Origin of the sequence: Tessaracoccus lacteus (genome assembly GCF_029917005.1) — a bacterium.
GTDB lineage: Bacteria > Actinomycetota > Actinomycetes > Propionibacteriales > Propionibacteriaceae > Arachnia > Arachnia lactea.
The window spans coordinates 116,956-142,182 of the sequence record NZ_CP123967.1 but is presented as its reverse complement, the minus strand read 5'-3'; the positions used below and the strand labels follow the sequence as shown (position 1 = coordinate 142,182).

21 protein-coding genes are annotated in these 25,227 nt (G+C 68.7%); 5 read left to right on the top strand and 16 right to left on the bottom strand.

The genetic code is table 11. From position 1 onward, the window contains the following. Positions 1-54: 54 nt before the first annotated feature. The 4 genes from QH948_RS00655 to QH948_RS00640 all read right to left on the bottom strand — a co-directional run bounded on the left by QH948_RS00655 (position 55) and on the right by QH948_RS00640 (position 4,952). Positions 55-1,188: a zinc-binding dehydrogenase gene (locus QH948_RS00655; protein WP_281145064.1), complete on the bottom strand. Its 1,134-nt coding sequence runs from the start codon at positions 1,186-1,188 to the stop codon at positions 55-57. A 189-nt stretch (positions 1,189-1,377) separates the two neighbouring features. Then, positions 1,378-1,749, bottom strand: a complete 372-nt coding sequence (locus tag QH948_RS00650; protein ID WP_281145063.1) for a thiol-disulfide oxidoreductase DCC family protein — start codon at positions 1,747-1,749, stop codon at positions 1,378-1,380. 165 nt (positions 1,750-1,914) lie between these two features. After that, positions 1,915-2,865 carry a prolipoprotein diacylglyceryl transferase gene (gene lgt, locus QH948_RS00645; RefSeq protein WP_281145062.1) on the bottom strand — a complete coding sequence of 317 codons (951 nt, stop codon included), beginning with the start codon at positions 2,863-2,865 and terminating at the stop codon, positions 1,915-1,917. A gap of 569 nt (positions 2,866-3,434) precedes the next feature. Then, complete coding sequence (locus tag QH948_RS00640) at positions 3,435-4,952, bottom strand: CoA-acylating methylmalonate-semialdehyde dehydrogenase (RefSeq protein WP_281145061.1); 1,518 nt, start codon at positions 4,950-4,952, stop codon at positions 3,435-3,437. A 206-nt stretch (positions 4,953-5,158) separates the two neighbouring features. On the opposite strand from QH948_RS00640, the gene QH948_RS00635 reads away from it, so the two are divergent. Continuing rightward, positions 5,159-6,187 carry a Gfo/Idh/MocA family protein gene (locus QH948_RS00635; RefSeq protein ID WP_281145060.1) on the top strand — a complete coding sequence of 343 codons (1,029 nt, stop codon included), beginning with the start codon at positions 5,159-5,161 and terminating at the stop codon, positions 6,185-6,187. A gap of 38 nt (positions 6,188-6,225) precedes the next feature. On the opposite strand, the gene QH948_RS00630 is transcribed toward QH948_RS00635, so the two are convergent. The 9 genes from QH948_RS00630 to iolC all read right to left on the bottom strand — a co-directional run bounded on the left by QH948_RS00630 (position 6,226) and on the right by iolC (position 16,804). Then, positions 6,226-7,191 (bottom strand): sugar phosphate isomerase/epimerase family protein, encoded by a 966-nt coding sequence (locus tag QH948_RS00630; protein WP_281145059.1) that lies wholly within the window; start codon positions 7,189-7,191, stop codon positions 6,226-6,228. A 1-nt stretch (position 7,192) separates the two neighbouring features. Next, positions 7,193-8,206 (bottom strand): Gfo/Idh/MocA family protein, encoded by a 1,014-nt coding sequence (locus tag QH948_RS00625; protein WP_281145058.1) that lies wholly within the window; start codon positions 8,204-8,206, stop codon positions 7,193-7,195. Positions 8,207-8,281: 75 nt separating this feature from the next. Continuing rightward, positions 8,282-9,286: an ABC transporter permease gene (locus QH948_RS00620; protein WP_281145057.1), complete on the bottom strand. Its 1,005-nt coding sequence runs from the start codon at positions 9,284-9,286 to the stop codon at positions 8,282-8,284. After that, a complete protein-coding gene (locus QH948_RS00615) occupies positions 9,283-10,791 on the bottom strand; it encodes a sugar ABC transporter ATP-binding protein (RefSeq protein WP_281145056.1) in 1,509 nt (502 codons plus the stop codon). The genes QH948_RS00620 and QH948_RS00615 overlap by 4 nt, the downstream gene beginning before the upstream one ends. A gap of 86 nt (positions 10,792-10,877) precedes the next feature. Continuing rightward, positions 10,878-11,849, bottom strand: coding sequence for a sugar ABC transporter substrate-binding protein (locus tag QH948_RS00610; protein WP_281145055.1), 972 nt, complete (start codon positions 11,847-11,849; stop codon positions 10,878-10,880). A 219-nt stretch (positions 11,850-12,068) separates the two neighbouring features. Next, entirely contained in the window at positions 12,069-12,929 is an 861-nt protein-coding gene (locus tag QH948_RS00605; RefSeq protein WP_281145054.1) for a sugar phosphate isomerase/epimerase family protein, read from the bottom strand. An 89-nt stretch (positions 12,930-13,018) separates the two neighbouring features. Further along, entirely contained in the window at positions 13,019-14,905 is a 1,887-nt protein-coding gene (iolD, locus tag QH948_RS00600) for a 3D-(3,5/4)-trihydroxycyclohexane-1,2-dione acylhydrolase (decyclizing) (protein ID WP_281145053.1), read from the bottom strand. 2 nt (positions 14,906-14,907) lie between these two features. After that, positions 14,908-15,795: a 5-deoxy-glucuronate isomerase gene (gene iolB / locus QH948_RS00595; RefSeq protein ID WP_281145052.1), complete on the bottom strand. Its 888-nt coding sequence runs from the start codon at positions 15,793-15,795 to the stop codon at positions 14,908-14,910. A gap of 31 nt (positions 15,796-15,826) precedes the next feature. Further along, positions 15,827-16,804, bottom strand: a complete 978-nt coding sequence (gene iolC / locus QH948_RS00590) for a 5-dehydro-2-deoxygluconokinase (RefSeq protein ID WP_281145051.1) — start codon at positions 16,802-16,804, stop codon at positions 15,827-15,829. 157 nt (positions 16,805-16,961) lie between these two features. On the opposite strand from iolC, the gene QH948_RS00585 reads away from it, so the two are divergent. The 4 genes from QH948_RS00585 (at position 16,962) to QH948_RS00570 (ending at position 21,492) form a co-directional block, all read left to right on the top strand. Beyond that, complete coding sequence (locus QH948_RS00585; protein ID WP_281145050.1) at positions 16,962-17,705, top strand: GntR family transcriptional regulator; 744 nt, start codon at positions 16,962-16,964, stop codon at positions 17,703-17,705. A gap of 122 nt (positions 17,706-17,827) precedes the next feature. After that, entirely contained in the window at positions 17,828-18,910 is a 1,083-nt protein-coding gene (locus tag QH948_RS00580) for a transaldolase family protein (protein ID WP_281145049.1), read from the top strand. Positions 18,911-18,929: 19 nt separating this feature from the next. Further along, positions 18,930-19,925 (top strand): inositol 2-dehydrogenase, encoded by a 996-nt coding sequence (gene iolG, locus QH948_RS00575; RefSeq protein WP_281145048.1) that lies wholly within the window; start codon positions 18,930-18,932, stop codon positions 19,923-19,925. Between the two features lie 346 nt (positions 19,926-20,271). Further along, a complete protein-coding gene (locus tag QH948_RS00570) occupies positions 20,272-21,492 on the top strand; it encodes an NAD(P)/FAD-dependent oxidoreductase (RefSeq protein ID WP_281145047.1) in 1,221 nt (406 codons plus the stop codon). A 515-nt stretch (positions 21,493-22,007) separates the two neighbouring features. Here QH948_RS00570 and QH948_RS00565 read toward each other — a convergent pair. From QH948_RS00565 to QH948_RS00555, 3 genes are read right to left on the bottom strand one after another with little or no spacing between them, the layout of a single operon-like run. Further along, the gene (locus QH948_RS00565; RefSeq protein WP_281145046.1) at positions 22,008-23,144 is read right to left on the bottom strand and encodes an ROK family transcriptional regulator; all 1,137 of its coding nucleotides are present in this window, start codon (positions 23,142-23,144) and stop codon (positions 22,008-22,010) included. Between the two features lie 38 nt (positions 23,145-23,182). Continuing rightward, complete coding sequence (locus QH948_RS00560; RefSeq protein ID WP_281145045.1) at positions 23,183-24,373, bottom strand: galactokinase family protein; 1,191 nt, start codon at positions 24,371-24,373, stop codon at positions 23,183-23,185. Beyond that, complete coding sequence (locus tag QH948_RS00555; RefSeq protein ID WP_281145044.1) at positions 24,370-25,194, bottom strand: nucleotidyltransferase family protein; 825 nt, start codon at positions 25,192-25,194, stop codon at positions 24,370-24,372. The genes QH948_RS00560 and QH948_RS00555 overlap by 4 nt, the downstream gene beginning before the upstream one ends. Between the last annotated feature and the right edge of the window lie 33 nt (positions 25,195-25,227).

Sequence of the window (25,227 nt, the reverse complement as noted above, 5' to 3'; positions counted from 1 at the left end):
GCCCGAAATCGCCGACGAGCAGGAGGATGTGCTCATCGCGGCCCGGGGGGTCGGTCAGAGCGACATGTCGATCACGGCGCGGCCGCGGATCTCCCCGTGGCGAAGCAACGCGTACCCCTCGGCCACATCCTCGAGTGCGAACCGTCGGCTCACGATCCCGCGGTAATCGATCTGGCCCTTCGCGGCCATGTCCACGACGCGCGGCAGGTCGTGCCGGGTCCGCGCGCCATACGACCCGACGATCGACTGGGATCGGCGGACCGTCTGGTTGATCTCCACCCCGGCGGTCTGGACTCCGGCGCCCAGCCCGATCGGGACCATCCGCCCGCCGTCGCGGACCACCGTCAGCGCCGTCGTCCAGGTCTCCGGCCGGCCGAGCACCTCGAAGGCGACGTCGACGCCGCGCCCACCGGTCAGCGCGAGGACCTCCGTCCTAGCGTCCGACGTGGCGGAGTTCACCGCGGCGGTCGCCCCGAGGCGCATCGCATCGTCGAGTTTGTCGTCGGCGATGTCGATGGCGATGATCTGACTGGCGCCGAACGCCCGGGCGATCTGGATCACGTTAGATCCGACACCGCCGGTGGCGACGACAGCGACGGAGTCGCCGAACCGGACGTCGCCGCCGTGGCGCACCGCCCCGTATGCCGTCATCGCTGCACAGCCGAGGATCGCGCCGGCCACCGGGTCGATCCCGTCGGGCAGCACGGTCACCGACGTCGACGGGATCACGCAGTACTGAGCGAGGCCACCCATCGAGTACATCCAGATCGGCGACCCGTCGACGTCGAACAGGCGCGTCGTGTCGTCGTAGAGACGCCCACGAAGCCGGTTCATGGTGAAGAAAGGCACGCAGAGGTCGTCGCGACCAGCGGCGCACGACTCGCAGCGTCCGCACGGCATCAGGAAGGCTCCGGCGACGCGGTCACCGACAGCCACGGTCGGCTGTCCATGGTGCGGGCCCACCTCCACGACCTCTCCGGCCACCTCATGGCCGAGCACACATGGCATCGGGAACGCGATGGCACCCCCGAGGACGTGCAGGTCGGAGTGGCACATCCCGCAGGCGGAGACCTTGACGAGAACCTCCCCCTCCTTCGGGCGGGGTGTGCGGATCTCCTCGACACGCAGCCCTGCAGCGGGGTCGCGCAACACCGCGGCCTTCATCAGTTCGGGGATCTCGATGGTCATCGGCGCCTCCATGCCTGGGTGCGGCGCGACTCTGCGCCGCCTGAGGCAATTGTAAGGCTCAAATACTGTCCATGTCTATACATTTTAGTTTGAGCAGATCCTCCTTCCCGTCGCGCGATTCGGGCTGGGAACGGGCAGTTTCGAGCGACGACAAGTGTGTCGTGCTCATCGCAGCCCCGACGGGAGGGGTCAGAGTCCGCAGGTCGTGCTGCCGCCGGGGAGGCGGTGGCGGTTCCGGGCGACGAGATCGTAGGCCGCGCCGGCCACCTGCCGCACTCCGGGCAGCGTCAGGAGTCGTCCCACGAGCGGCCAAGGGGGCCTCCCCGCACGAAGGATGCGGGCGATCGCGTCGCTCCCGGTGAACACCGCGCCCTCGTCGACGACATGCAGCGTCTCCAGACACTTGTCCACAGTGAGGCCGAGCGATGGGAGGTCCACCCGCTGCAGGGGCTCCGCAGAGACGTCCGCCCGGACCGTGCGACCCGTCATGAACCCCACCGCACGCGTGCAGAAGCCGCAGTCCCCGTCGAAGAGGACCATCGGGTCACCCACAGTCCCCATAGCACATCTCCCGTCATCCACACCGTTACCCACAGACCCAAGACCTCTCTGAGGCTACACAAAGCCCCTAGTCAGACACCATCCTGAGCGTGACCTGAGAATCTTATGGAATCGAGTTATCCACAGCTGGGGATGGTGTGGTTACTACTGGCCTGTTGAGGCCGACTATCCCCGTGACTCGTCATCGTCGTCGGCCTGTTCCGGCTCCGGGACGCCGTCAGCGTCGGTTTCGGAGGGAGTTTCCACGACTGTTTCCGCCAGGGGGTCTCCACCACTGTCCCCAGTGTTGTCCACAGGCTCCTCGACGTCGCTCACGCCCCGCTTCCACGACCACACGAACAGCGCGATCCCGATCACGATCATCGGGATCGACAACCATTGCCCCATGCTGAACCCGAGGCCGAGCAGACCGAGGTAATCGTCGGGCTCGCGCCAGTACTCGGCGATGAAGCGGAAGATGCCGTACCCGGCCAGGAAGAACCCGGCGACCTGCCCGCGGTAGCGCGCCTTCCGCGCGTAGATCCACAGCAGAATGAAGAGCAGCACGCCCTCGAGCAGCATCTGGTAGAGCTGCGACGGGTGGCGCGGCACGTCTCCGCCCGTCGGGAAGATCATCGCCCAGGGCAGCCATTCGGGGGCCTCACGACCCCACAGCTCGCCGTTGATGAAGTTGCCGAACCGCCCGGCGGCCAGACCGATGGGCGCAGCGGGGACCAGGAAGTCCGCGACCTGCAGGAAGGGGCGGTGGTTCCGCCACGCGTACCAGGCGATGCCCAGCGCGACGCCAATCGCGCCGCCGTGGAAGCTCATGCCACCGTCCCACAACTTGAAGATCTCCAGCGGGGCCGCGAGGTACTTCCCGGGCTGATAGAAGAAGCAGTAGCCGAGTCGGCCGCCCACCAGGACGCCGACGATCGCAGCCAGGAGCAGGTCCTCGATGTCGGTCGGACCCCATGCCTTCGGGCGAGTGATCGAGCGGTAGGGCTCCTTCTTCAGCCGCACACGCATCAGCCCGTACGCCATCGCGAACGCCAGGATGTACATGATCGCGTACCAGTGGATCTTCAGCCCGAAGATGTTGATGGCGACGGGGTCGAAGTCCGGGAAGGTCAGCACCAAGGGATTCACAGGATCAAGCTTCGCACACGCCGCAACGGTGACCACCCCGTCGGCGACTGGTCAGGGCAGGCGCTGGGCGATTCTCGTCGCCGGACCGGGGAGAAGCGGGCACTACTCGCTAATCGACGGTACGCGCCCGCGACGACGGTGGTTGCCCGGACGAGGAGGTGAACGAAACTCGTCGCAAGACCAAGGAGAAGCGGGCACTGCCCACTTTTCCGAGGGTGGCACCAGCGTCGACGGCACGGGATGGGCGAGGCATTGGGCGATTCTCGTGACCAGACCGGGGAGAAGCGGGCACTGGTCGATTTTCGGGTGGGTGTGGCGGCGTGAGGCAAGGCTCAGCGAACCGGGTGGCGCTCAGCGAACCGGATCGTTGAGCCTGTCGAAACGCCCTGAGCGCAGCTCACCGGATCGTTGAGCCTGTCGAAACGCCCTGAGCGCAGCTCACCGGATCGTTGAGCCTGTCGAAACGCCCTGAGCGCAGCGAAGGGTTCCAGAACCTTCCGGCTGCGGGGCCGTAAGGGTGGGGCGCGGAGGGATCGGCCGCGCCCCACACGTCCGTTCTACTCCTCGCGCTGGAAGCTCATCGTCGCGGCATAGGCTCCGCGCTCCGAGGGCCACCGGCTGGTGACGGCCTTGAGCTTCGTGACGAACTGGAGTCCCTCCGGGCCGTGGATGTGGAGGTCGCCGAGCAGCGAGTCCTTCCAGCCGCCGAAGGAGTAGTAGGCCACCGGGGTGGGGATCGGGACGTTGATGCCGACCATCCCCGCCTCGACGTCGAGCTCGAAGCGTCGGGCGACGCCGCCGTCGTTGGTGAAGATCGCCGCGCCGTTGCCGAAGGGCGAAGAGTTCACGATCTTGATGGCCTCGGCGTAGTTGTCGGCGTGAACGACGGTGAGGACCGGGCCGAAGACCTCCTCGTGGTACACGGGGGCCTCGAGGGGCACGTCGTCGAGGATCGTCGGGCCGAGCCAGAAGCCGTCCTCGTAGCCGTCGACGGTGTGGCCGCGGCCGTCGAGCACGACGGAGGCGCCACGCTGCTCGGCGTCGTCGATCAGGCCGGTGATGCGCTGCCGCGCCGCCCGGGAGATGACCGGGCCCATCTGCACGCCCTCGTCCATGCCGTAGCCGACCTTGATCTTTACGGCGTTAGCCTTGACCATCTCGGCCAGCTTCGGCCCGATGCCGCCGACGGCGACGACGACGGGCAGCGCCATGCACCGCTCACCCGCCGCGCCGAAGGCGGCGGCAGAGATGTGCTGGGCGGCGAACTCGAGGTCGGCGTCGGGCATCACGATGGCGTGGTTGTTCGCGCCGCCGAGTGCCTGCACGCGCTTGCCTGCAGCGGTGCCCTTCTCCATGATGATCCGCGCGACGGGAGTCGAGCCGACGAAGGAGACGGCGTTGATGCCGGGGTGCTCGAGGATGTCGGTGACGGTGTCACGGCCGCCGGCAACCACGTTGAACAGGCCGTCGGGCAGGCCGGCCTCCTGGTAGAGCCGTGCGATGAGCATCGAAGCAGTGGGCGTCGGGGAGGCGGGCTTCAGGATGAAGGCGTTGCCAGCGGCCAGCGCGATCGGGTGCATCCACATCGGCACCATGATCGGGAAGTTGAACGGTGCGATGCCCGCGACGACGCCGACCGGCTGCCGCAGCGACACGATGTCGACGCCCGAGGAGATGTCGTAGGACTGGTTGCCCTTGAGTGCCGCGTTGATGCCGCAGGCGAAGTCCAGGGTCTCGCGGCCGCGCTGGATCTCGCCGAGCGCGTCGCTGTAGTCCTTGCCGTGCTCGGCGACGATCGAACGGGCCAGCTCATCGGAGTTCGCCAGCACGAGCTCGCGCATCTTGAACATGATGGCGGTGCGCTTCGCGAGCGACGCGCGTCCCCACTTCGCCTGCGCCTCGCGGGCGACGCTGACCGCATGGTCAAGGTCCGCGCGGCTGGCGGCGAGCAGCTCCGCCTCGACCTGACCGGTCGCCGGGTTCTCGACGGGGATCCTGCCGGCAGGGTCGCCGGTGTAGGGGGCGCCGCCGATCCAGTGCGTGATGGTCCGGGTCGCCGTGGTGGTCTGGGTCATAACCCTTGCCTTCCTTGTTCTGGTGCCTCGCCTGCCGGGCGCGCCGGTGTGCCGATCAGCGAAGCTTTGTTAGAACAATAACAGGTCAAGTCACCCAGGACAACGGGGTGCCGACCATGGAATCGTGATCACCCCCACGTTCCTTGACGGACCAAGCGAGAGGCACCTAGCCTGAGGGGTATCAATGTTCTGACAAAGGAGCCAGTATGGATACCGCGCTGACCCCGAGCACCGTCGCTCTGGTGGGCATCGGACGCATCGGCATCATGCACGCCCGCCTGCTCGCCCACCACGACCTGGTCGGGCGACTCGTGCTCGCCGACGCCGACTCGGCGCGCGCCTCCCGCGCGGCCGACGAGCTTGGCTGCGTGAGCTCGACGGTGGACGCCGTCTTCGACCCGTCCAACCCGCTGGGCCTCGACGCGATCGTCATCGCGACGGCGACCAACACCCACTCCGAGCTCCTGATCCGTGCCGCAGCGACCGGCATTCCCACCTACTGCGAGAAGCCCATCGCGCTCGACCTCGCCGAGGCCCGCGCCGCGCAGCACGCGCTGGAGGCCGCGGGCCTGCCGCACCACATCGGCTTCCAGCGCCGCCTCGACGTCGGCTACACCCGCGCGAAGCAGCTTCTCGAGTCCGGCGAGCTCGGCGAGCTGCGCCGCGTGCACGCCCTCACCGCCGACCAGTACCCGCCCGCCGACCAGTTCATCCCCGGATCGGGCGGCATCTTCGTCGACGCCAACGTCCACGACTTCGACATCCTGCGCTGGGTGACCGGGCGCGAGGTCGTCGAGGTCTACTCGGTCGGCGCCGCGCGCGGGTCCGACGCCTTCGCGGCAGCGAACGACGTGTCCGAGGCCGTCACCGTCCTCACCTTCGACGACGGGACGCTGGGCACCGTCCACTCGTCACGCTACAACGGCCAGGGCTACGAGGTCCGCCTCGACCTGATGGGCACCGAGGGCACCGCGAACGTCGGCCTCGACAACAAGGTGCCGTTCCGCTCGACCGAGGACGGCGTCGAGTTCCCGCCCGAGGCGCCGTGGGACGACTTCATCGAACGGTTCCTCCCTTGCTACGAGCGTGAGCTCGACCACTTCCTGCGCAACCCGGTGCGCGGGCTGCCGAGCATCTGCACCGCCGCCGACGCCGTCGAGGCGCTGCGGATCGCGCTGGCCTGCAAGCTCTCGCGCGAGCAGCACCGCAGCGTCAGGCTCGACGAGATCCTCTGATACGACGGGGCGCCCGCCGCCGGGCGGGCGCCTCAACGTCAGATCTCGGCCGGCCGCCAGCTCGGCGGCTTGGATGGCAGTACGGAGCGCAGCAGCGCCACGGACTGCTCGACGCCCTCGAGGGCGTCCATGAGCACGTCCTCGTGCTCGATGCTCAGCACGCCGTCGTAGCCGGCCGCGCGCAGATCAGCCAGGAACTGCGCCCAGAACTGCTGACCGCCGGGGTAGCCCCGCCCCAGCGTCACGTAGTTCCACGGCCGCTCGCCGGCCTCCTCGGGCGGCTGCGTGCCGAGCACGCCGTCGACGTCGACCTGCGGGTGCTGCAGCCGGGCGTCCTTGGCGTGGACGTGGTGGATCGCCCCGGTCAGGGCCCTGGCCAGCTGCCGCGGGTCCGCGCCCTGCCACATCGGGTGCGACGGGTCCAGGTTCGCCCCGACGATGTCGCCCACCTCGCGGCGCAGCCTGAGCAGCGACGACGCGTTGTAGACCAGCTGCTGACCGTGCATCTCGACGGCGAACCGCACCGCCCGGCTGCGCCCAAGCTCGGCCAGGCCCGCCCAGTACGGCAGCGCAACCTCATTCCACTGGTAGTCGAGGATCGCCTGGGTCTCCGGTGGCCACGAGGTGGTGATCCAGTTCGGCGTCCGCTCCCCCGCCGCACCACCGGGCAGGCCGGACATCAGCACGACGGTGGGCACCTCGAGCAGCGACGCCAGCTCGACCGTCGCCCGAACGACCGCGTCGACCTGCGGCCCGGTGACCGGGTGCAGCTGGTTGCCGTTGGCGTTCAGCGCGGAGATGCGCATGCCCCTGTCGGCGAGCCTCGCCTCGAACTCGCCGCGCAACCGGTCGTCGGAGACCAGCTCGAACACGTCCAGGTGCGGCGCCTCGGACCAGCCGCCCGTGCAGAACTCCAGGTCGGCGACGCCCAGCGCCTCGGCCGCGTCGAGGACTCCGTCGAGGGAGTAGGCAGACAGCGAGTCGGTCAGCAGCCCGATCCTCATGTCACGCCTCCTCGACGGCGACCCAGCCGCCTTCGTTCATCGACTGGACCAGCGCCAGCGCGACGCGCGTCGTGCGCAGCGCCTCCTCGACGGTGGCCGCCTCGGCCGGGACGGTGCCGGCCGAGGATGCCGCGACCCAGGCGGCGAGCTCCGCACGGTAGGCCTCCGCGAACCGGGGCCGCCAGTCGGCCGGGTACGCGGTGGTCCGCTTCAGGCCGGAGCTGACCACCAGCGGGGCGCCGTCGACCAGCGTCGGGGCGCCGGCCAGCTCGACCGAGGCCCGCTCGCACACCGCCTCGCACCGCACGTCGTAGCCGTACTGCGCGTGCACCTGCACCTCCACGGTGTGCAGCACCCCGCCCGCGTCGCGCATCAGCAGCAGCTGCGGGTCGTGTCGCTCAGCGAGCAGCGACGTGGTGCGCCCGGCAGCCCAGAGCACCTCGACGATCCTCTCGCCGGTGAGCCACGGCAGGATGTCGATCTCGTGCACGGCGGAGTTGGTGATCGTCGCGGCGGAGTCGCTGCCGGGGTACGCCTCGACGTTGCGGTGCACCGAGTGCGTCATCAGCAGGGCACCGTCGACGCCGGACGCGATGCGGCCCTTGAGCGCGACGTAGCCGGGGTCGAAACGGCGCATGAACCCGACGCTCAGCAGCGGCCGGTCCAGCGCGGCGTGCGCCTGCGCGACCCGCGCCGCCTCCTCGACGGTGGGCGCGAGCGGCTTCTCGCACAGCACCGGCAGCCCCCGCTCCAGGCACTCGAGCGTCGTGGCCGCGTGCAGCCGGTCGGGCGACGCGATGATGACGGCGTCAACGAGCCCCGAGTCCAGCATCTCTGTGCTGTCGGTGAAGACGTCGCCGACGCCGAGCTCGCCGGCCAGGGCGCGGGCGCCCGCCTCGTTGACGTCGGCCAGGGCCGTCAGCCTGGCGCCGGCGACCTTCCGGCTCAGGATCCGGGCATGGTCCTGGCCCATGACTCCGGTGCCGATGATGCCGACTCTCAGTTCGTGGTTCACAGCTCCTCCAGCTGGGGGTGATGGAAAGGGGCCAGCCGGATATCCGACTGGCCCCTGAGGTTGTTGGTGGGTGGATCAGGCGGCGGCGAGGCGGCGACGACGCTCCTCGGAGGCCGTGCGGCGCACATCGATGAAGACCGCGACGATGATCACGGCGCCGATGACCATGAACTGCACGTCGGACTGCGCGTTCATGAGCGTCAGGCCGTTGCGGATCACCGCGATGATGAGACAGCCGATCAGGGTGCCCCACACGGTGCCCTTGCCGCCGGTGAACGAGGCGCCGCCGATGATGCAGGCCGCGATCGCGTCGGTCTCGTAGTTGCCGCTCATGGCCGCCGACGGGTTCGCGACGCCGGAGCGGCCGACGATCACGATGCCGGCCAGCGCGCTGACGAATCCGGACAGGCCGTAGACGGTGGTCAGGACCCGGTCGGTGTTGATGCCGGACAGGCGCGTTGCCTCGGGGTTGCCGCCGACCGAGTAGATCGCCCGGCCGAGCGCGGTGCGGTTCAGCACGATGTGCAGGACGACGAACGTGATGATCAGCGCCAGGAACGAGCCCGGGATGCCGTTGAATCCGCCGCCGCGCAGGAAGTCGGCCGAGCCTAGCCAGGTCACGGCATCGGGGAAGCCGGAGATGGTGCGGGTGCTGACCACGAACAGCGCCAGACCTGCCAGCACGAACTTCATGCCCAGGGTGGAGACGAACGGGTGCGGCAGCTTCAGCTTGGTGAGCAGGAGACCGTTGACGATGCCGACGAGCGTGCCGACGATCAGCGCGGACAGGAGCAGCAGGACCGGGTTGGTCACGCCGAACGTCGTCATGAGCATCGCCATGACGCAGGCGCTCAGGATCGCGTTGGCGCCGACCGAGAGGTCGATACCCGCCGTGATCAGGACCACGAGCATGCCGGCGGACAGGAAGCCGTTGACGGCCGTCTGGCGCAGGATGTTCATGCCGTTGTTCACGGTGCGGAACTCGGGGCTGATCGCCGCCATGATGATGACGAGGATCGCAAGCGCCAGCAGCGGTGCCAGCGCCCGAACGATCGCCGCGAGGCGGGGGTTGTTCTTCATCGTTGTTCTTTCCGTTCTCCCCAGGCAGCCTTCATGATGTCGTCCTCGTTGAAGTCGGCTTCTCCACGCCGCATCTGGGCCATCACCTCGCCGCCGCGCATGACGACCACCCGGTCGCTCATGCCCAGCACCTCGGGCAGCTCGGAGGAGACCATGATGATGCACTTACCTTCGCTGGCAAGCCTGTTCATGATGTTGTAGACCTCGACCTTGGCACCGACGTCGATGCCTCTGGTGGGTTCGTCGAAGAGGTAGACCTCGGCGTCGGAGTTGATCCACTTGCCGATGACCACCTTCTGCTGGTTGCCGCCGCTGAGCTTCGATACCTGGTTCTCGGCGTCGGGCGTCTTGATGCGCATGGAGGCGATGCTGTCGGCCGATACCTGCCGGATCTTCGCCTTGTCGAGCAGCATGCCGCTCTTGACGCGGCCGAGCGACGCGAGGATCAGGTTCGTCGAGATCGACTGGTTGAGCACCAGACCCTGACCCTTCCGGTCCTCCGTGACGAAGGCGATGCCCTTGCCCACCGCGTCCTGCGGCGACGAGATGCGGACCGGCTTGCCGTTCAGCAGCACCTCGCCGCTGTCGATGGGCAGGTCGCCGAAGATTGCACGCATCGTCTCGGTCCGCCCCGCGCCGACAAGGCCGGCGAAGCCGAGGATCTCGCCGTAGCGGGCCTCGAAGCTGATGTGCTTGATGGTGCCGACGGAGGTGACGTCCCGGAACTCGACGGCGACGTCGCCGGGTGTGGTCTCCTCCTTCGGGAACTGGTTGTCGACGCTGCGGCCGACCATGGCGCGGATCAGCTTGTCGTTGTCGAGTTCCTCGATCGGTGAGGTGATGATGTGCTTTCCGTCGCGCATGACCGTGACACGGTCGCACAGGATGAACAGCTCCTCGAGTTTGTGCGACACGAAGACGATCGCCACGCCGCTCGCCTTGAGCTCGCGCACCACCCGGATGAGCTGCTCGACCTCGGACTCGCCGAGGCTGGAGGTGGGCTCGTCCATGATGATGACCTTGGCCCCGGTGAGGAGAGCCTTGGCGATCTCAACCATCTGCAGGACGCCCATGCCGAACACGGCGGCCGGCTTGGTGACGTCGACGTCGATGCTCATCGACTGCAGCAGCTCGGTGGCCTTGGCATGCATGGCCTTGTAGTCGAGCAGCCCGGAGCCGGTCTTGATGTACTGGTTGAGGAAGATGTTGTCCGTCAGCGACAGCTGCTTGACGATGTTGAGCTCCTGGTAGACGCAGGCGATGCCCGCCTCCTGGGAGTCCTTGGGGGCCGAGAACCTGCGCTCGGTGCCCTCGACGATGATCTGGCCCTCCTCCGGCGTGTAGACGCCGGTCAGCACCTTGATCAGGGTCGACTTGCCCGCGCCGTTCTCGCCGATGAGACCGTGCACCTCGCCGGGCTCGACCGTCAGGCCCATGTCGCGGAGCGCCACAACGCCGGGGAACCGCTTGGTCACGTCCCGGAGTTCGACGACTGGAGTACTCATGATTGATTCCCTACTGCCACTTCTGGGTGGGCGCGGAGGGCCCTGGTTGGCGGGCCCTCCGCGTCACGGTTGTCAGGGGTGAAGGGTCAGGAGCCGGCCAGCTGGTCGTTGAGCTTGGTCAGGTACTCCTCGGCGTTCTCCTTGGTGATGACCGTGGAGCCGGTGTCGATGAACGACTCGACCGTCTCGCCCTTGGCGGCCTTGACAGCGGCCTCGACCGACTTGTAGCCCATGTTGAACGGGTCCTGGGCGACGGTGGCGGTGACGGTGCCGTCGATGACGTTCTGCACGCCGGCCTTGATGCCGTCGAAGCCGACGATCGTCATGTCCTTGCCCGCGGCCTGGACGGAGCGGGCGGCGCCAGCAGCCATGTCGTCGTTGTTGGTGACGACGACCGAGACGTCGGGGCTGGAGGTCAGGACGTTCTCCATGATGGAGGCGGCCTTATCGCCGAGGCCCTCGCCGTACTGCTTGACGGTGACGGTCACTCCGCCGGACTCGAGGCCCGCGGTGAAGCCCGCCTCGCGCTCGTCGGAGGTGGTGTTGCCCTGCACGCCGCCGATCCAGACGGCCTTTGCGCCGGAGCCCGCGACCTCGGCCGCGTACTCGCCGCCGGCCTTGGCGGCCGCCTCGTTGCCGGTGCCGACGTAGGAGACCTTCTTCTCGAAGTCTGCGTCGGTGTCGACGAACACGATGGGCTTCTCGGTGTCGCCGAGCACGGAGACCACAGAGTCGGGCTGCAGCGGCGAGACGACCATGGCCTGGATCGAGTTGTCGGCCAGCATCGTCTCGAGCATGCTGTTCTGCTCGTCGTAGGCGGTCTCGGAAGCCGGGCCCTGCAGGGACACCGTGACGTCCAGGTCCTTCTCCGCCTGCTTCACGCCGGCCGCTACGTACTGCCAGTACTCGCTGGAGAGGGTCTTCAGGATCACGCCGACCTTGACCTTGCCGGACGCGTCGCCACTGGCCGAGCCCGAGCCGTCCTCGCTCGCGCCCATGCTGCACGCGGAGAACAGGAGCGTGGTGCTCATCAGTGCCGCGAGAAGAGTCTTCTTCATCGAAATTCCTCCAAGTTGATTCGGGTCACCCTTGACCACATCGGTCATGTTAGTAACGTCGGAGAACCCATGTCAATACATTTGATTACTTTGTATCGTCTTTGTGATCTACCCGACGGCGGGCTCCCGCCGCGGGTGTTCCTGGCTGAGGCGCACAAGGGACGGCCCAGGCGAATCTACCTGGGACGTCCCTTGTCAGCGACGGATCGTGGTCCCAGCTCAGGGCAGCGCGGCCAGCGCCTCGAAGGACGCCTTGGCGTTGGCGACGGGGCCGCCGTCGGCCGGCGGCTCCTCGTCGAGCATGATGTCCTGCTCCAGCACCCAGTAGCCGTCGAAGCCGGCCTCGTTCAGGAGGCCGACGATGGTCGCGAAGTCAATGTCACCCTGGCCGATCGGGGTGAACATGCCGGCCTTGATGCCCTGGCTCCACGTGAGCTCGCCCGGCAGCAGCTTGTCGGTCAGGGACTTGTCGACGTCCTTGGCGTGCACGATGTCGACGCGGTCGGCGTAGCGGCGGACCAGCTCGACGACGTCGGCGCCGCCGGCGGCCAGGTGGCCCGTGTCGAGGCAGAGCCCGACGGTGGAGTTGTCGAGCACGCGCTCGACCTCGTCGACGTTCTGGACCATGGTCCCCCAGTGCGGGTGGAGCGTGGCGGTGACGCCGCGCGCGGCGCAGACCTCGGTGATGCGCGAGAGGTTGGCGAACAGCGTCTGCCAGCCCTCCTCATCTAGGACGGGGCGGTCGTCGTAGCCGTCACGGCCGGAATCGGCTGCCAGGACGAGGAACTCTCCACCGGCGGCCTCGAACGCGTCGAGCTCCTTGTTGACCTGGGGGATCGGGTCGAAGCCAGGGTCGTGCATCACGGCGAGGAAGAAGGCGCCGACGGGCTTGAGCCCGAACCGGCCGACGACCTCGGCGCGCTCGACGGCGTCGACGGGGAGCCAGCCCTGCGGGCCGAACTCCGTGGCCGTCAGGCCGATCTCCTGCATCTCGGTCAGGACGCGGTCGGGGGACATCTGGTAGCCCCAGTCGGGGACCTCACACACGCCCCACGAGATGGGGGCTCCGGCGATCTTCATGTGGTTTTCTCCTTGGGATGAGGGGTGGAGAGGGTGGCCGGGGGAACGCGGAACCCCCGGCCGGTCTATGGCGTCGCGGCGGCGCGACGTCAGTTCAGGTAGTGGCGCTGGGCGAGCTTCTCGCCCTCGTACCACTCGCGGGCCCGCTGGGTGGACTCCAGCCGCGAGACCTCGGAGATCGCGACCTCCCACCAGCTGCTGCCGGGCGGGTTGGGGCCCATCAGATCTGTCTCGATGTGGATCAGCACGGACGTCGGGGAGGCCGCAGCCTGTGCGTAGGCGTCCTTGAACTCGGCAATGGTGCTGACGCGCAGCACCGTGATGCCCCAGGACTCAGCGTTCGCAGCGATGTCGACGGGCAGCAGCTCGCCGTCGGCGGTGTGGTCGTCGCCCTTGCGGTAGCGGGTGCCGAAGCGCTGGGACCCGTGCGACTCGGACAGCGCGCCGATGGACGCGAAGCCGTAGTTCTGGAGCAGCACGAAGATGACCTTGACACGCTCCTGGACGATGGTCGCGAGCTCCATCGGGAGCATCTGGTACGTCCCGTCGCCGACGATCGCGACGACCTCGGAGTCCGGCCTGGCGAGTTTCACGCCGAGCGCGGCCGGGATCTCGTAGCCCATGCAGGAGAAGGCGTACTCGACGTGGTACTGCGACGACTTCCGGGCCTGCCAGAGGCACTGCAGGTCGCCGGGCATGGAGCCCGCGGCGTTGATCATCACGTCGTCGTCGCCCATCAGCTCGTTGAGGGCGCCGAACACCTCGGTCTGCGCGGGCAGCGGGCCGTGGCCCAGGTGGTAGCACTCGTGCGTGATGGCGGCCCACTCGTCGCGCAGCTCCTCGATCTCCTGGGAGTACGCGTCGGCGACGCGGTGGCCCTCCAGGGCCGCGGTGAGTGCGACAAGTGCCTCGCGGGCGTCGGCGACGACGGTCTCCGCGGAGTTCTTGTAGGCGTCGAAGGCCGCGACGTTGATGTTGACGAACTTCACGTCCGGGTTCTTGAACTGCGTGTGCGAGGCCGTGGTGAAGTCGGAGTAGCGGGTGCCGATGCCGATAACGACGTCGGCCTGCTCGGCCAGCACGTTGGCGGACTTCGCGCCGGTGGAGCCGACACCGCCGACCGCGCAGGGGTGGTCGAAGTTGATGGCACCCTTGCCTGCCTGCGTGTCAGCGACGGGGATACCGGTGGCCGACGCGAAGGCGCGCAGCTGTTCGTCTGCCAGCGAGTAGACCACGCCGCCACCGGCGACCACCAGGGGCCGCTCGGCTCCGCGGATGATCTCGGCGGCGCGCTCGATCGCCACGGGCTCGGGAGCGGGCCGACGGATCCGCCAGGTACGCGGGGCGAAAAACTCCTGCGGGTAGTCGAACGCCTCGGCCTGCACGTCCTGCGGCAGCGCAACGACGACGGCACCCGTGTCCGCCGGGTCCGTGAGGACGCGCATGGCCGCCAGGAGGGACGGGATCAGCTGCTCCGGCCGGGTGATGCGGTCGAAGAACTTCGAGACCGGGCGGAAGCAGTCCGTCGCAGCGGTCAGCAGCGAGACCGGGTCCTCGATCTGCTGCAGCACCGGGTCGGGATTGCGGCTGGCGAACTGGTCCGAGGGGAACAGGAGGACGGGCAGCCGGTTGGAGGTCGCGACGGCGGCTCCGGTGACCATGTTCAGCGAGCCGGGCCCGATGGAGGCGGTGCACATCCAGGTCTGCTGGCGGTTTGTCTGCTTCGCAAACGCCGCGGCGGCATTGACCATGCCCTGCTCGTTGCGGCCCATGATGTAGGGCATCTCGCCGCCGTCGGGGGTCGGGTCGATCTCGTTCTGCAGAAGCGCCTGGCCGATGCCTGCCACGTTGCCGTGGCCGAAGATGCCGTAGGCGCCGGCGATGAGCCGCTTCGATTCTCCGTCGACCTCGACGAACTGGTTGACGAGGAAGCGGATCGTCGCCTGACCCACGGTCAGTCGCACGGTTTCGCTCATGTTCACTCCTGAGGGTTGAGAGGGGTCATGGGGAGCCGGGGGTCGACGACGGCGTCGTCCCAGGTGTCCCGGATCCAGGTGTGGTGGGGGTCATCAGTCATGAGCCACGTGGCGTCCTCGGCGGGGCCGGCCATGACGTTGAGGTAGTAGAGGTCGTAGCCGGGGGCGGCGACCGACGGACCGTGGTACCCGTAGGGCATGACAACGACGTCGCGGCTGTGGACCTCGGTGCAGACGTCGATGTCCCCGGCGGGCGACGGGTAGATGCGCTGCAGCGCCATGCCGGGCTCGTCGCCTCGACCCGGCCGGATCTCGTAGTAGTAGATCTCCTCCAGCACGCGCTCGACGTCGGTGTGCTCGTCGTGCTTGTGCGGCGGGTAGCTCGACCAGTTGCCGCCGGGGGTCAGAACCTCGCAGACGAGCAGATGCGAGGTGCTCACCGCGTTGCCGAGGGCGTAGTTGTTGACCTGGCGCGAGCAGTTGCCCGTGCCCCGCAGGCCGGTGGCGACGTCGGTCGCCGGGCAGTAGCGCACCGGGTGGTCGGAGGTCGCGCGCGAGGCTGGCAGCGCGAACCTCCCTCCCTGGGCCGAGAAGATGGTCACGTCCGTGCCGCGCGGGATGTAGAGGTAGTCCGTGATGGCCGTCCACACCTCGGCGCGGCCGTCCAGCTCGTAGGCGATGCCGTCCACCTCGACGATGCACCCGCCCTCGAGCGGCAGGACCAGCAGCTCGTCGTCGCCGGTGGAAAAGGCCTCCGTCTCGCCGGCACGCAGGCTGAGGACGCGGATCGCGCACCACTGCCAGCCGGCTCGCGCCTGGTCGACGTCGGTCTCGAACCTGCCGTGTTCGGTGCTCCCTGCCCTGAACACATACTTGTCGTTGTCGCTCACGCGAACCTCCTTGTCACACGGGCATTGATGGTCATCTGCGCCACACCTCGACGTCGTCTGCGACCTCCGGATGCTGCGCGATGAGCGCACGCACCTCGTCGTCGGTGGGCATGGCGGGGGCGCAGGCGATGCGGGACGCGACGATCGCGCCGGCCGCGGAGGCGAAGGCGATTGTCTCACCAAGCTCCCAGCCCGACAGCAGGCCGTGGCACACGGCTCCGCCGAAGGCATCGCCCGCCCCGAGGCCGTTCAGCACGTCGATGTGGGTCGCGGGCACGAAGACCCGCTCAGTGCTGCTCTTCGCCAGGGTTCCGTAGCCCCCCTGCTTCACGATGGCGATGGACACGCCGGCGTCGAGGAGCGCGTCTGCTGCCCGCTCAGGCTCCGCCTCCCCCGTCGCGATGCGGCACTCCTCGACGTTGCCGATGGCCACGTCGACGGAACCGAGGACGTCGGAGAAGACGCGGCGAGGCGTGGACTCACCGATCCAGAAGCGCTCGCGGTAGTCAAGATCGAGCACGACCGTCGCGTCACGGCGGGCCGCGAGGATCGCGTGGTGCGCGGAGCGGGAGGGCTCGACAGCCAGGCCGGTGCCGGTCAGCCAGATGATCTCGTAGCGGTCGAGGTCCGGCAGATCCCCCGGCGCAATCTCCAGGTCAGGGGTCGTCGGCTGGCGGTAGAAGTAGAGGGGGAAGTTCTCGGGCGGGAAGATCTCGCAGAACGTGACGGGGGTGTTGAAGCGGCGGTTCACGACGACGTGGGATGCGTCGACCCCGAAGCGCTCGAGCTCGTTGACGACGAACCGACCGAAGGGATCGTCCCCCACTCCCGTCAGCGCGGTGACGCGGTGCCCGTAGCGGGCGCAGGCGACGGCGACGTTGGTCGCGGAGCCGCCGAGGTACTTGCCGAAGGACGCGACGTCCTCCAGGCGCACGCCCACCTCGAACGGGTACAGGTCAACGCTGCATCGACCGACGACCAGCACCTGCGGAACCTGCGAGTCATCCACTTTGACGACCTCCTATGTCGCCGCCAGTCTGCCAAATGGGACTCACATGGTCAACTCTTTGTACTGACATGCAAGGAGTATTGCCTGTATAGTGTGGATCGCACCGGACCTGGCCAGCGACGCCCCCCGGTCGCGCACCACCGGCAGGGGGAGACCCATGGAAGACATCTACGCGCCGCGCATCGTGATCGATCGCGCGTCGGCCACACCCCTGTACGAGCAGATCGCCGCCCCCATCGAGGCAGCGATCCTGTCCGGGGAGCTCTCCGCCGGATCCATGATCGAGGACGAGGTCTCGATGGCGAGCCGGCTGGACGTGGCAAGGCCGACCGCGCGCCGCGCCCTGCAGGAGCTCGCAAACAAAGGACTGCTCTCCCGACGCCGCGGCGTCGGCACGCGGGTCACCCCGCCACACGTGCACCGGCCGATGAAGCTGTCGTCGTTGAACGAGGACCTTGTCGAGGCAGGCTTCGCGCCCACCACGCGCGTGCTGAACTACCAGGTGCGCGAGGCCACACCGCTCGAGGCGGAGCAACTCGGGCTCGGCCCCGACGAGGGCGTTCTCGAGGTGAGCCGCCTGCGGTTCGCCGACGACCATCCGCTGGCGATCCTCAAGAACCTCATCCCGTTGGACATCGCCCCGACGTGGCAGGACCTCGGCAGCAAGGGCCTCTACCAGTGCCTGGCCGACCACGGCATCTCCATCGCGGCGGCCACGCAGGAGATCGGCGCCCGGGGCGCCACCGCGGAGGAGGCCAAGACGCTGGGCGAGGAGGCCGGCGCCCCGCTTCTGACCATGCACCGAGTCGGCCGCACGGCTGAGGGTCGGGCCGTCGAGGTGGGCAACCATGTCTACCGGCCGAGCCGCTACTCGTTCCGCTTCTCGCTGTTCACGAGCTGAGCCCCGGCCGCTTCGCTCGGTATATGTACACACAAATACTTGACCTTGGATAGACATTGCGCTTAACTGGGTCCATCGACTCGCGGCACCGTCGCCGTAACCGTTGGAACCAGGAGCTCTGAATGCCAGACATCACCTTTACCCCCGGCCCACTGCTGACCGCCGCCCAGAGCACGGCAACGGCACTGTGGAATGACTCGTCGGACCTCGACGAGCTGCGTCAGTCCATCGCCTTCGGCGGCGTCGGAGCCACGTGCAACCCGGTGATCGCGTACACCACGATCAGCCAGCACCTCGACGTGTGGGCGCCCCGCATCGAGCAGATCGCCGCGGACCACCCGACCTGGGGCGAGTCCGCCATCGGCTGGCAGGCCGTCAAGGACATGTCGAAGGAGGCTGCGGCGCTGCTCAAGCCCATCTTCGATGAGCACAACGGGCGCAACGGCCGCCTTTCGGTGCAGACCGACCCCCGCTTCCACCGCGACGCCAAGGCGCTGGCCGACCAGGCGGAGGAGTTCCACAACCTCGCCGACAACATCGTCGTGAAGATCCCCGCGACGAAGACCGGGCTCGAGGCCATCGAGGACGCCACGTCCCGCGGTGTCAGCATCAACGTCACGGTGTCCTTCTCCGTGCCGCAGGCCGTCCGCGCCGCCGAGGCGATCGAGCGTGGCCTGCAGCGTCGTGAGGCCGCCGGCCACGACGTGTCCCGCATGGGCCCCGTCGTCACGATCATGGTCGGCAGGCTCGACGACTGGCTGAAGCACGTCGTCGCCCGCGACAAGATCTTCATCGATCCGTCCGCACTCGAGTGGGCCGGCGTCGCCGCCATGAAGCGCGCCTACGCCATCTTCCAGGAGCGCGGTTTCCGCTCCCGCGTGCTGGCCGCCGCGTTCCGCAACGTGCTGCAGTGGTCCGAGGTCGTCGGTGGCGATCTCGTCGTGTCGCCGCCGTTCAAGTGGCAGACCATCATCAACGCCTCCGACTACGAGGTGGTGCTGGACCGCATCAACGAGCCGGTCAGCCCGTACTACCTGGAGCAGCTGAGCCGCATCCCCGACTTCCTGCGCGCCTACGAAGAGGACGGCATGAGCATCGAGGAGTTCGAGGACTTCGGCCCCACCCGCAAGACCCTGCGCCAGTTCCTCGAGGCCGACGCCGACCTCGACCGCCTGGTCCGCGACATCATCGTCCCGGCCCCCTGACCCACAAGGAATGCAAGACATGCTTCGAGTAGCCATCATCGGCGCGGGCCGCATCGGCCGCGTCCACGCAGAGTCCGTCGCGTCGCACCCGAAGGCCACGCTCGTTGCCGTGTGTGACCCCATGGGCACTGCCGCCGAGGACCTGGCCGCCGTCTACGGCGCGAAGGCCTACAAGGATGCGGCGGACGTGTTCGCCGACACCGAGGTCGACGCGGTCATCGTCGGCTCCCCCACGCCGCTGCACGCCGAGCATGTGCTGGGCGCGACCCGCTCCGGCAAGGCTGTCCTCGTGGAGAAGCCCGTCGCGAAGGACGTCGAGGAGGCGAAGGCGCTGGACGCCGAGCTCGCCACGTTCGAGCACCCGCCGGTCATGGTCGGCTTCCAGCGCCGCTACGACCCGTCGATCCGAGGCGCGAAGGACCTCGTCGACGCCGGGAAGATCGGCGACGTCGAGCAGGTCGTAATCGTCGCGCGCGACCCATCGGCTCCCCCGGCGTCGTACGTCGCGGTGTCCGGCGGCCTGTTCAAGGACATGAGCATCCACGACTTCGACGAGGCCCGTTTCTTCCTGGGTGACATCGAGGAGGTCGTCGCCTTCGGTCAGCAGACGCTACCCGAACTGAAGGACACCGGCGACTTCGACGCTGCCATGATCCTGCTGCGCGGGAAGAACGGCACCGTCGCGTCGATCACGAACCAGCGTCGCTGCGTCACGGGCTACGACCAGCGCCTCGAGGTGCACGGCTCCGAGGGGTCGGTGTCCATGGACAACTGGCGCGACACGACGCTGCACCTCAACAAGGCGGAGTTCTCCGGATCGCAGGATCCGTACCAGAACTTCTTCCTGCAGCGCTACGCGGCCGCCTACCGCAACGAGCTGACGGCGTTCATCGACGCGATCGTCGACGGCGCGCCCGTCTCCCCGACGGTCTCCGACGGCGTCGCGGCCCTTGTCATCGCGCAGGCGGCCGGCGAGTCGGCTGCCTCCGGCAGGGCAGTCAGGATCGAGGGCTGACACTGCAACGATCGAGTTCGGCACACGCGCGGGCCGGGCGACGGAACATTCCGTCGCCCGGCCTCGGCGTTCCCCGGCCTCGTCGTCCCCCGGCCTCGTCATCCCCAGCCACCACCGTCCGAAAATCGTGCAGTGCCCGCTTCTCCCCGGTCCGGACACGAAAATCGCCCACGGCATCCATAGGTCGACGGGCGGATCGCCCAGAGCAAGCCCCACGGCGGACACCCGGGGCAAACCAGCGCCACGCGGGACATCGGCAGACCGTCGCACGACGACGAGCGCACAGGCATGAACCGTCGAAGGGCGACACTGTCGATGGGCACGGGGAAGGCGGAGGCGAGCATCAATGGCACACAGCAAGGGATTCGACCATCTCATCGTGGGCGCGGGAGTCGCAGCGGCGGCCGCGGCCAAGGCGATCCGTGAGCGGGACCCGTCGGCCAGCATCGGGATCGTCGGGCGGGAACCCGACGGCCCGTACTACCGGCCGAACCTCTCCAAGAGCCTGTGGCTCGACGACTCCACCAGCCTCGACGACGGATGGCTGCTGGGCGACGACGACGGGGTCGAGCTGATCACGGGCGTCGCGGCGACCCGCCTCCATCCGCAGTCGCAGGCGGTGAGCCTGTCGAACGCGGAGCAGATCGGCTACGAGCAGCTGCTGCTGGCCACCGGCGCCAGCCCCCGGACGCTACCGACGCTGCCTCCCGGCGACCGCGTCTTCTACTACCGCACCGTCGATGACTACCAGCGGCTCCGCGAGGTCGCTCGGCCCGGCTCGAAGGCCGTGGTCGTCGGGGGCGGATACATCGGCGCGGAACTGGCCGCGGCGCTCGCGTCGAACGACGTTGCGGTGACACTGGTGATCCCGACCCGGACGGTGCAGTCGAACCTGTTCCCGCCGGACCTGGCCAAGCGGGTCACGGAGACGTTCCGGTCGCGCGGCGTGACGGTGAAGGCGGGCGCCCGGGTCATGTCGGGCACGGCAACCGACGGCGGTGTGCGGCTGGAGACGGAGGCCGGCACGACGCTGACCGCCGACTACGTCGTCTTCGGCATCGGCGTCACGCCGAACATCAAGCTCGCCGAGTGCGCCGGCCTCAAGACCGACGGCGGCATCGTCGTCGACGAGTACCTCTCGACCAGCGTGCCCGGCATCTGGGCGGCGGGCGACGTCGCCCACTACCCCGACGCACTGCTCGAGATGCGCCGCGTGGAGCACGTCGACAACGCCGAGCACCAGGGCGCACGCGCCGGTCGCGACATGGTCGCAGCGACGAGGAGACGGACGCTCAAGCCCTACACCTACACGCCCATCTTCTGGTCGGATCTGTTCGACTACGGCTACGAGGCCGTCGGCGAGATCGACTCGTCGTATGCCACCGTCGAGGACTTCTCCCCGGACCTGTCGTCGGGCGTCATTTATTACCTGCTCGACGGGCACGTCCGCGGAGTTCTGCTGTGGAACGTGTGGGATGCGACGGACAAGGCGAAGAGGTTGATCGGCGATACGTCGGCCCGCTCCATCCGCGCGTCCGAACTCAAGGGCCGCATCCCGCTGGGTTGATCCGGTCCGCCCGTCGCCACCCCTCCGTCACCCGTCGCCTCTCCCCGCCAAAGACCCCACAGTCCCGAGTTTCGGGCACTGCCCACTTCTCCCCGGTCCGACGACGAAAACCGCACACAGCTTGGAACCATCGCTGTCGCTGCCCGACGAGGGCCGCCACCCTTTGAACGCTTCTCGACACCTGACCGAGCAGAATCGACCACTGAACGAATTCCGGACGTGGGGTGGTGGTAATAGCGCCCGCACCGCAAGGTCGACGCTCGGGCACAGGCCGACGGCCGAACTGGGGTTGCCCCCGCGCACAAAAGTGGCCAGAGCCGCAGCACCCGCGTATATACGACGTGCTGCGGCTCCAGCCAAAGTTGTGCAGGCAAGAGGGCTCTCGACGACCTCCGGCGCGGGACAGACCGAACCTCATCCGCCGCGCGTCATGCGACGCCTAGTGCGAACCGTTAACCTTCAATACTTAGTCCATTGGCCACACTAATAGGTTGTCGATCGGACCGCCATGGAACTCAGCTGACCGACAGGTTGCCGCCCAGGCTGGACCGCTGCGCGGCTGCCACACCGCCCGGGTTCTCAAGCAGGAGACGCCGGACGCGGGCCCGCGCCAGCTGCGCCGCGCCGGACGCCACCGCAAACTCGTCGAGGGAGGAGAAGCGGATCTCCGGCGGAACCTGGACGCGCGCGGACACCGCCACGCGGAACTCCTCGCCGAGGTCGCGCACCGCAGGGGCCAGCGCCCCCGCGACGACGACCGTTGCCGGATCGACCAGCGCGATCGCGAACGCAAGCTGCGGCGTGATCCGCCGGAAGAACTCCCGCGCCGACGACACGGCCTCCCTGTCCCCCGCGCCTGCCGCCTCGAGTGAGGCGCCGACGGGGTCGGGAAGGCCCGCGTGACGCGCGATCCCCTCCCAGGGCTGGATGAGGTCGCTGGCCGCGAGGTCTCCCGCCGTGCCGTGCGCGCCGAGATAGTCGGCGCCGTTGAGGACCCAGGCGATGCTGGGGCGACGACCGAGGTGGATCAGCATGACGTGGCGCGGCGCGGCGGCGGTCGACTCGGCCCAGAGCGCCGCCCGAGTGTCGTGGTAGATCCGCAGCGGGCCGGGTACCGCGGGGGCGAGGATGGCGTGCGCGTCGAGCCCCTCGAGGTGCGGCAGCGCGACCGATCGGATGACCGTTCCGGTGGTATCGATCGCCCCCGAGATGGCCGCCCCGGTCATCCAGACCTCGTCGGGGTCTACGCCCTGCGTGGCCCGGCGAACCGCGTCGAGCATGGACTCGACCGTGCCACGGGGCTCCGGGATGGCGGCTCTGCCGACCTGCTCGACGGTGCCGTCGGGGCGCAGGAGGACTGCTCGGACGGTGTGGCCGCCGACGTCGACGCCGAGCACGCTGACGGGCAGCTCGCGGAGGCGGAAGGAGCGGGCGGGGCGGCCCATGCCGGAGCGTTCCGGGCTCAGCTCCTCGACCCAGCCCTTGCGTTGCAGACCGCGCAGCACGTCGCCGGCCGAGGCCGACGTGAGGCCGGTCAGCGTCGCCACCTCCGCGACCCGCAGGTTCGCCCGGCCCTCCATGGCATCGATGACGGCGCGTTCGTTCCAGTGGCGGACGGTCGACGCGTCCGCACCCGTGGTCACGTCGCTCATGGGGCCTCCGCCGTGAACGCTACCGCCTCCCGACAAGGTCAGGCGACGATCTCCCCCTGGGGCCCCGACGGTCGCGACACCAGCGCCGAGCTGGTCAGCGCGTGCTGGGGGAACTCGGCCCGGTAGGCGGCCAGCCAGTCAGCGGCGAAGTCACTCGCACCGGCCACGTCCGTGAGCGCCCACACGCTGCCGCCGAAGCCGGCGCCGAAGGCGGACGACGCGTGCGCGCCCAGCGAGCGGGCGAGCGCGGCGAGCCGGTCCGTCTCTGGCACCTGGTTGCGCAGGAGCGTCGAGGCAAGGCGCTGCGACTCGTCGCAGATCCCGCCGAGGGAGATCAGGTCGCCGGCGGCGAGCGCGGACGCGGCGCCGGGAACGAGCCGATCGGACTCGGCGAGGAAGTGCCCGAGGCGGTCCGCGAGGACCTGGTCGTCGGCGACCAGCGCGGTCAGCCGGTCGGCAGCATCGGGAGCCGACGCGATGGCTGCACCGAGGTGGGCGTCGGCGCGTCCGGTCGCGTCGTTCCAGCGACGGGTCACGGCCTGGGCCGTCAGCGAAGCGCGGTTGTAGGCGTCCCGCGCGGCGCCCGTCTTCTCGGCCAGAACGCCGCTCGTTGCTGCCACGAAGGTCAGGCCGTCGGGGACGCGGACGTCGTCCTGACGGACGGCGGGTCCGAAGCGGAACCGGGTGACGTGGTCCTCGTGGCAGCAGACCATCGCCGTGTGGTCCTCGGATCCGCCGAAGGTGCCGACGCCCTTGTCACCGGCGAGGTCGCCGAAGGAGGAGCCGTTCTCGATGCACGCGAGGTAGGTGGAGAGCGCCTCTGGGCTGGTGATCTCCCGGGTCCAAGTGCCCGACCCGTCGAACCCGTTGAACCGCACGAGCGCCATCGCCGTCGCGACCAGCAGCGCCGACGAGCTGCTCATGCCCGAGGCGAGCGGGAGGGTCGAGGCGATGTCGATCGTGCAGGGCGCCACCCGGCCGAAGTTCCGCTCGAGGCGGCCGAGGATGACGCGCAGGTAGTTGGCCCAGTGGCCGTCGGGGAGGTCGGTGGCGGAGCGCAGTTCCACGGCCCCGCGCACGGCGTCGGTGCTCGCGGTCACCCCGGCGGGGGCCGGCCGCACGTCGACGGTGACCCCGCGGTCGAGCGCCATGATGAGCGACTGGCCGCCCGCGTAGTCGGTGTGCTTGCCAAGCACCTCGATGCGGCCGGGCGAGAACCAGCGGGTCACAGGTGGACCTCGCGATCCTTCAGGATGGCCTGCACGCCGGCGACGTCGTGGCGCGTGGAGAGGTCCAGGACCGGCTCGTCGGAACGAACGACCGCGATCCGGTCGCCGGACGAGAGCGCCGCGCGCACCGCGTCGGTGAGCTCGTACTCGCCGCGGGCCGACGGCGTCAGCTCGGCCAGGTGGTCGAAGATCTCGGGGGTGAAGCGGTAGCAGTTCATGCTGACAGGCGCGTCGGCGCCGAGGCGCTCGAACGTCTCGGCGTCGGGCTTCTCGACGATGGACGCGAGCTGGCCGTCCGCGGTGACCTCGACGAGCGCGAAGCTGCGGACGCGCTCGGCCGGGATGTTGCCCTTCGCCGTGAGGGCCGCCGCGTCGAAGCCCACGAGGCCCATGCCGTCGACGCCCTGCAGTTGCTCAAGGGCGGAGGCCGGGTAGTAGTTGTCGGAGTTGAGGACGAAGAAGGGCTCGTCGCCGATGACCGCCCGGGCGCAGGCAACCGCGTCGCCGGTGCCGAGCGGCTCCGCCTGCACCGCGAACTCAAACGTCACCCTGTCGGCAGGGACTGTGCCGTAGTAGTTGCGGATCTCGTCGTGTTCGGGGCCGATGACGAGGACGACACGCGTAACGCCGGCGTCGGCGGCGGCCGACACGACGTGGTCGAGGAAGGGACGGCCGACGTCGATCATGCCCTTCATGCCGCGCTCAGCCATGCGCGACTGCGCGGCGTCGAGCTGCGTCTCCTCCGCGGCGGCCCGCATGCGCGTGCCCAGTCCGCGGGCCATCACCAGGGCCGTGCGGACTCGTGCAATCTCAGTGCTCATGGTCGCCACCCTAAGGTATTGCAAGTTACTTCG

Coding starts and splice junctions, on each gene's coding strand:
- QH948_RS00655 (WP_281145064.1), bottom strand. CDS start 1,188: ATGACCATCGAGATCCCCGAACTGATGAAGGCCGCGGTGTTGCGCGAC.
- QH948_RS00650 (WP_281145063.1), bottom strand. CDS start 1,749: ATGGGGACTGTGGGTGACCCGATGGTCCTCTTCGACGGGGACTGCGGC.
- QH948_RS00640 (WP_281145061.1), bottom strand. CDS start 4,952: ATGACCCAGACCACCACGGCGACCCGGACCATCACGCACTGGATCGGC.
- QH948_RS00635 (WP_281145060.1), top strand. CDS start 5,159: ATGGATACCGCGCTGACCCCGAGCACCGTCGCTCTGGTGGGCATCGGA.
- QH948_RS00630 (WP_281145059.1), bottom strand. CDS start 7,191: ATGAGGATCGGGCTGCTGACCGACTCGCTGTCTGCCTACTCCCTCGAC.
- QH948_RS00620 (WP_281145057.1), bottom strand. CDS start 9,286: ATGAAGAACAACCCCCGCCTCGCGGCGATCGTTCGGGCGCTGGCACCG.
- QH948_RS00615 (WP_281145056.1), bottom strand. CDS start 10,791: ATGAGTACTCCAGTCGTCGAACTCCGGGACGTGACCAAGCGGTTCCCC.
- QH948_RS00610 (WP_281145055.1), bottom strand. CDS start 11,849: ATGAAGAAGACTCTTCTCGCGGCACTGATGAGCACCACGCTCCTGTTC.
- QH948_RS00605 (WP_281145054.1), bottom strand. CDS start 12,929: ATGAAGATCGCCGGAGCCCCCATCTCGTGGGGCGTGTGTGAGGTCCCC.
- iolD (WP_281145053.1), bottom strand. CDS start 14,905: ATGAGCGAAACCGTGCGACTGACCGTGGGTCAGGCGACGATCCGCTTC.
- QH948_RS00585 (WP_281145050.1), top strand. CDS start 16,962: ATGGAAGACATCTACGCGCCGCGCATCGTGATCGATCGCGCGTCGGCC.
- QH948_RS00580 (WP_281145049.1), top strand. CDS start 17,828: ATGCCAGACATCACCTTTACCCCCGGCCCACTGCTGACCGCCGCCCAG.
- iolG (WP_281145048.1), top strand. CDS start 18,930: ATGCTTCGAGTAGCCATCATCGGCGCGGGCCGCATCGGCCGCGTCCAC.
- QH948_RS00570 (WP_281145047.1), top strand. CDS start 20,272: ATGGCACACAGCAAGGGATTCGACCATCTCATCGTGGGCGCGGGAGTC.
- QH948_RS00565 (WP_281145046.1), bottom strand. CDS start 23,144: ATGAGCGACGTGACCACGGGTGCGGACGCGTCGACCGTCCGCCACTGG.
- QH948_RS00555 (WP_281145044.1), bottom strand. CDS start 25,194: ATGAGCACTGAGATTGCACGAGTCCGCACGGCCCTGGTGATGGCCCGC.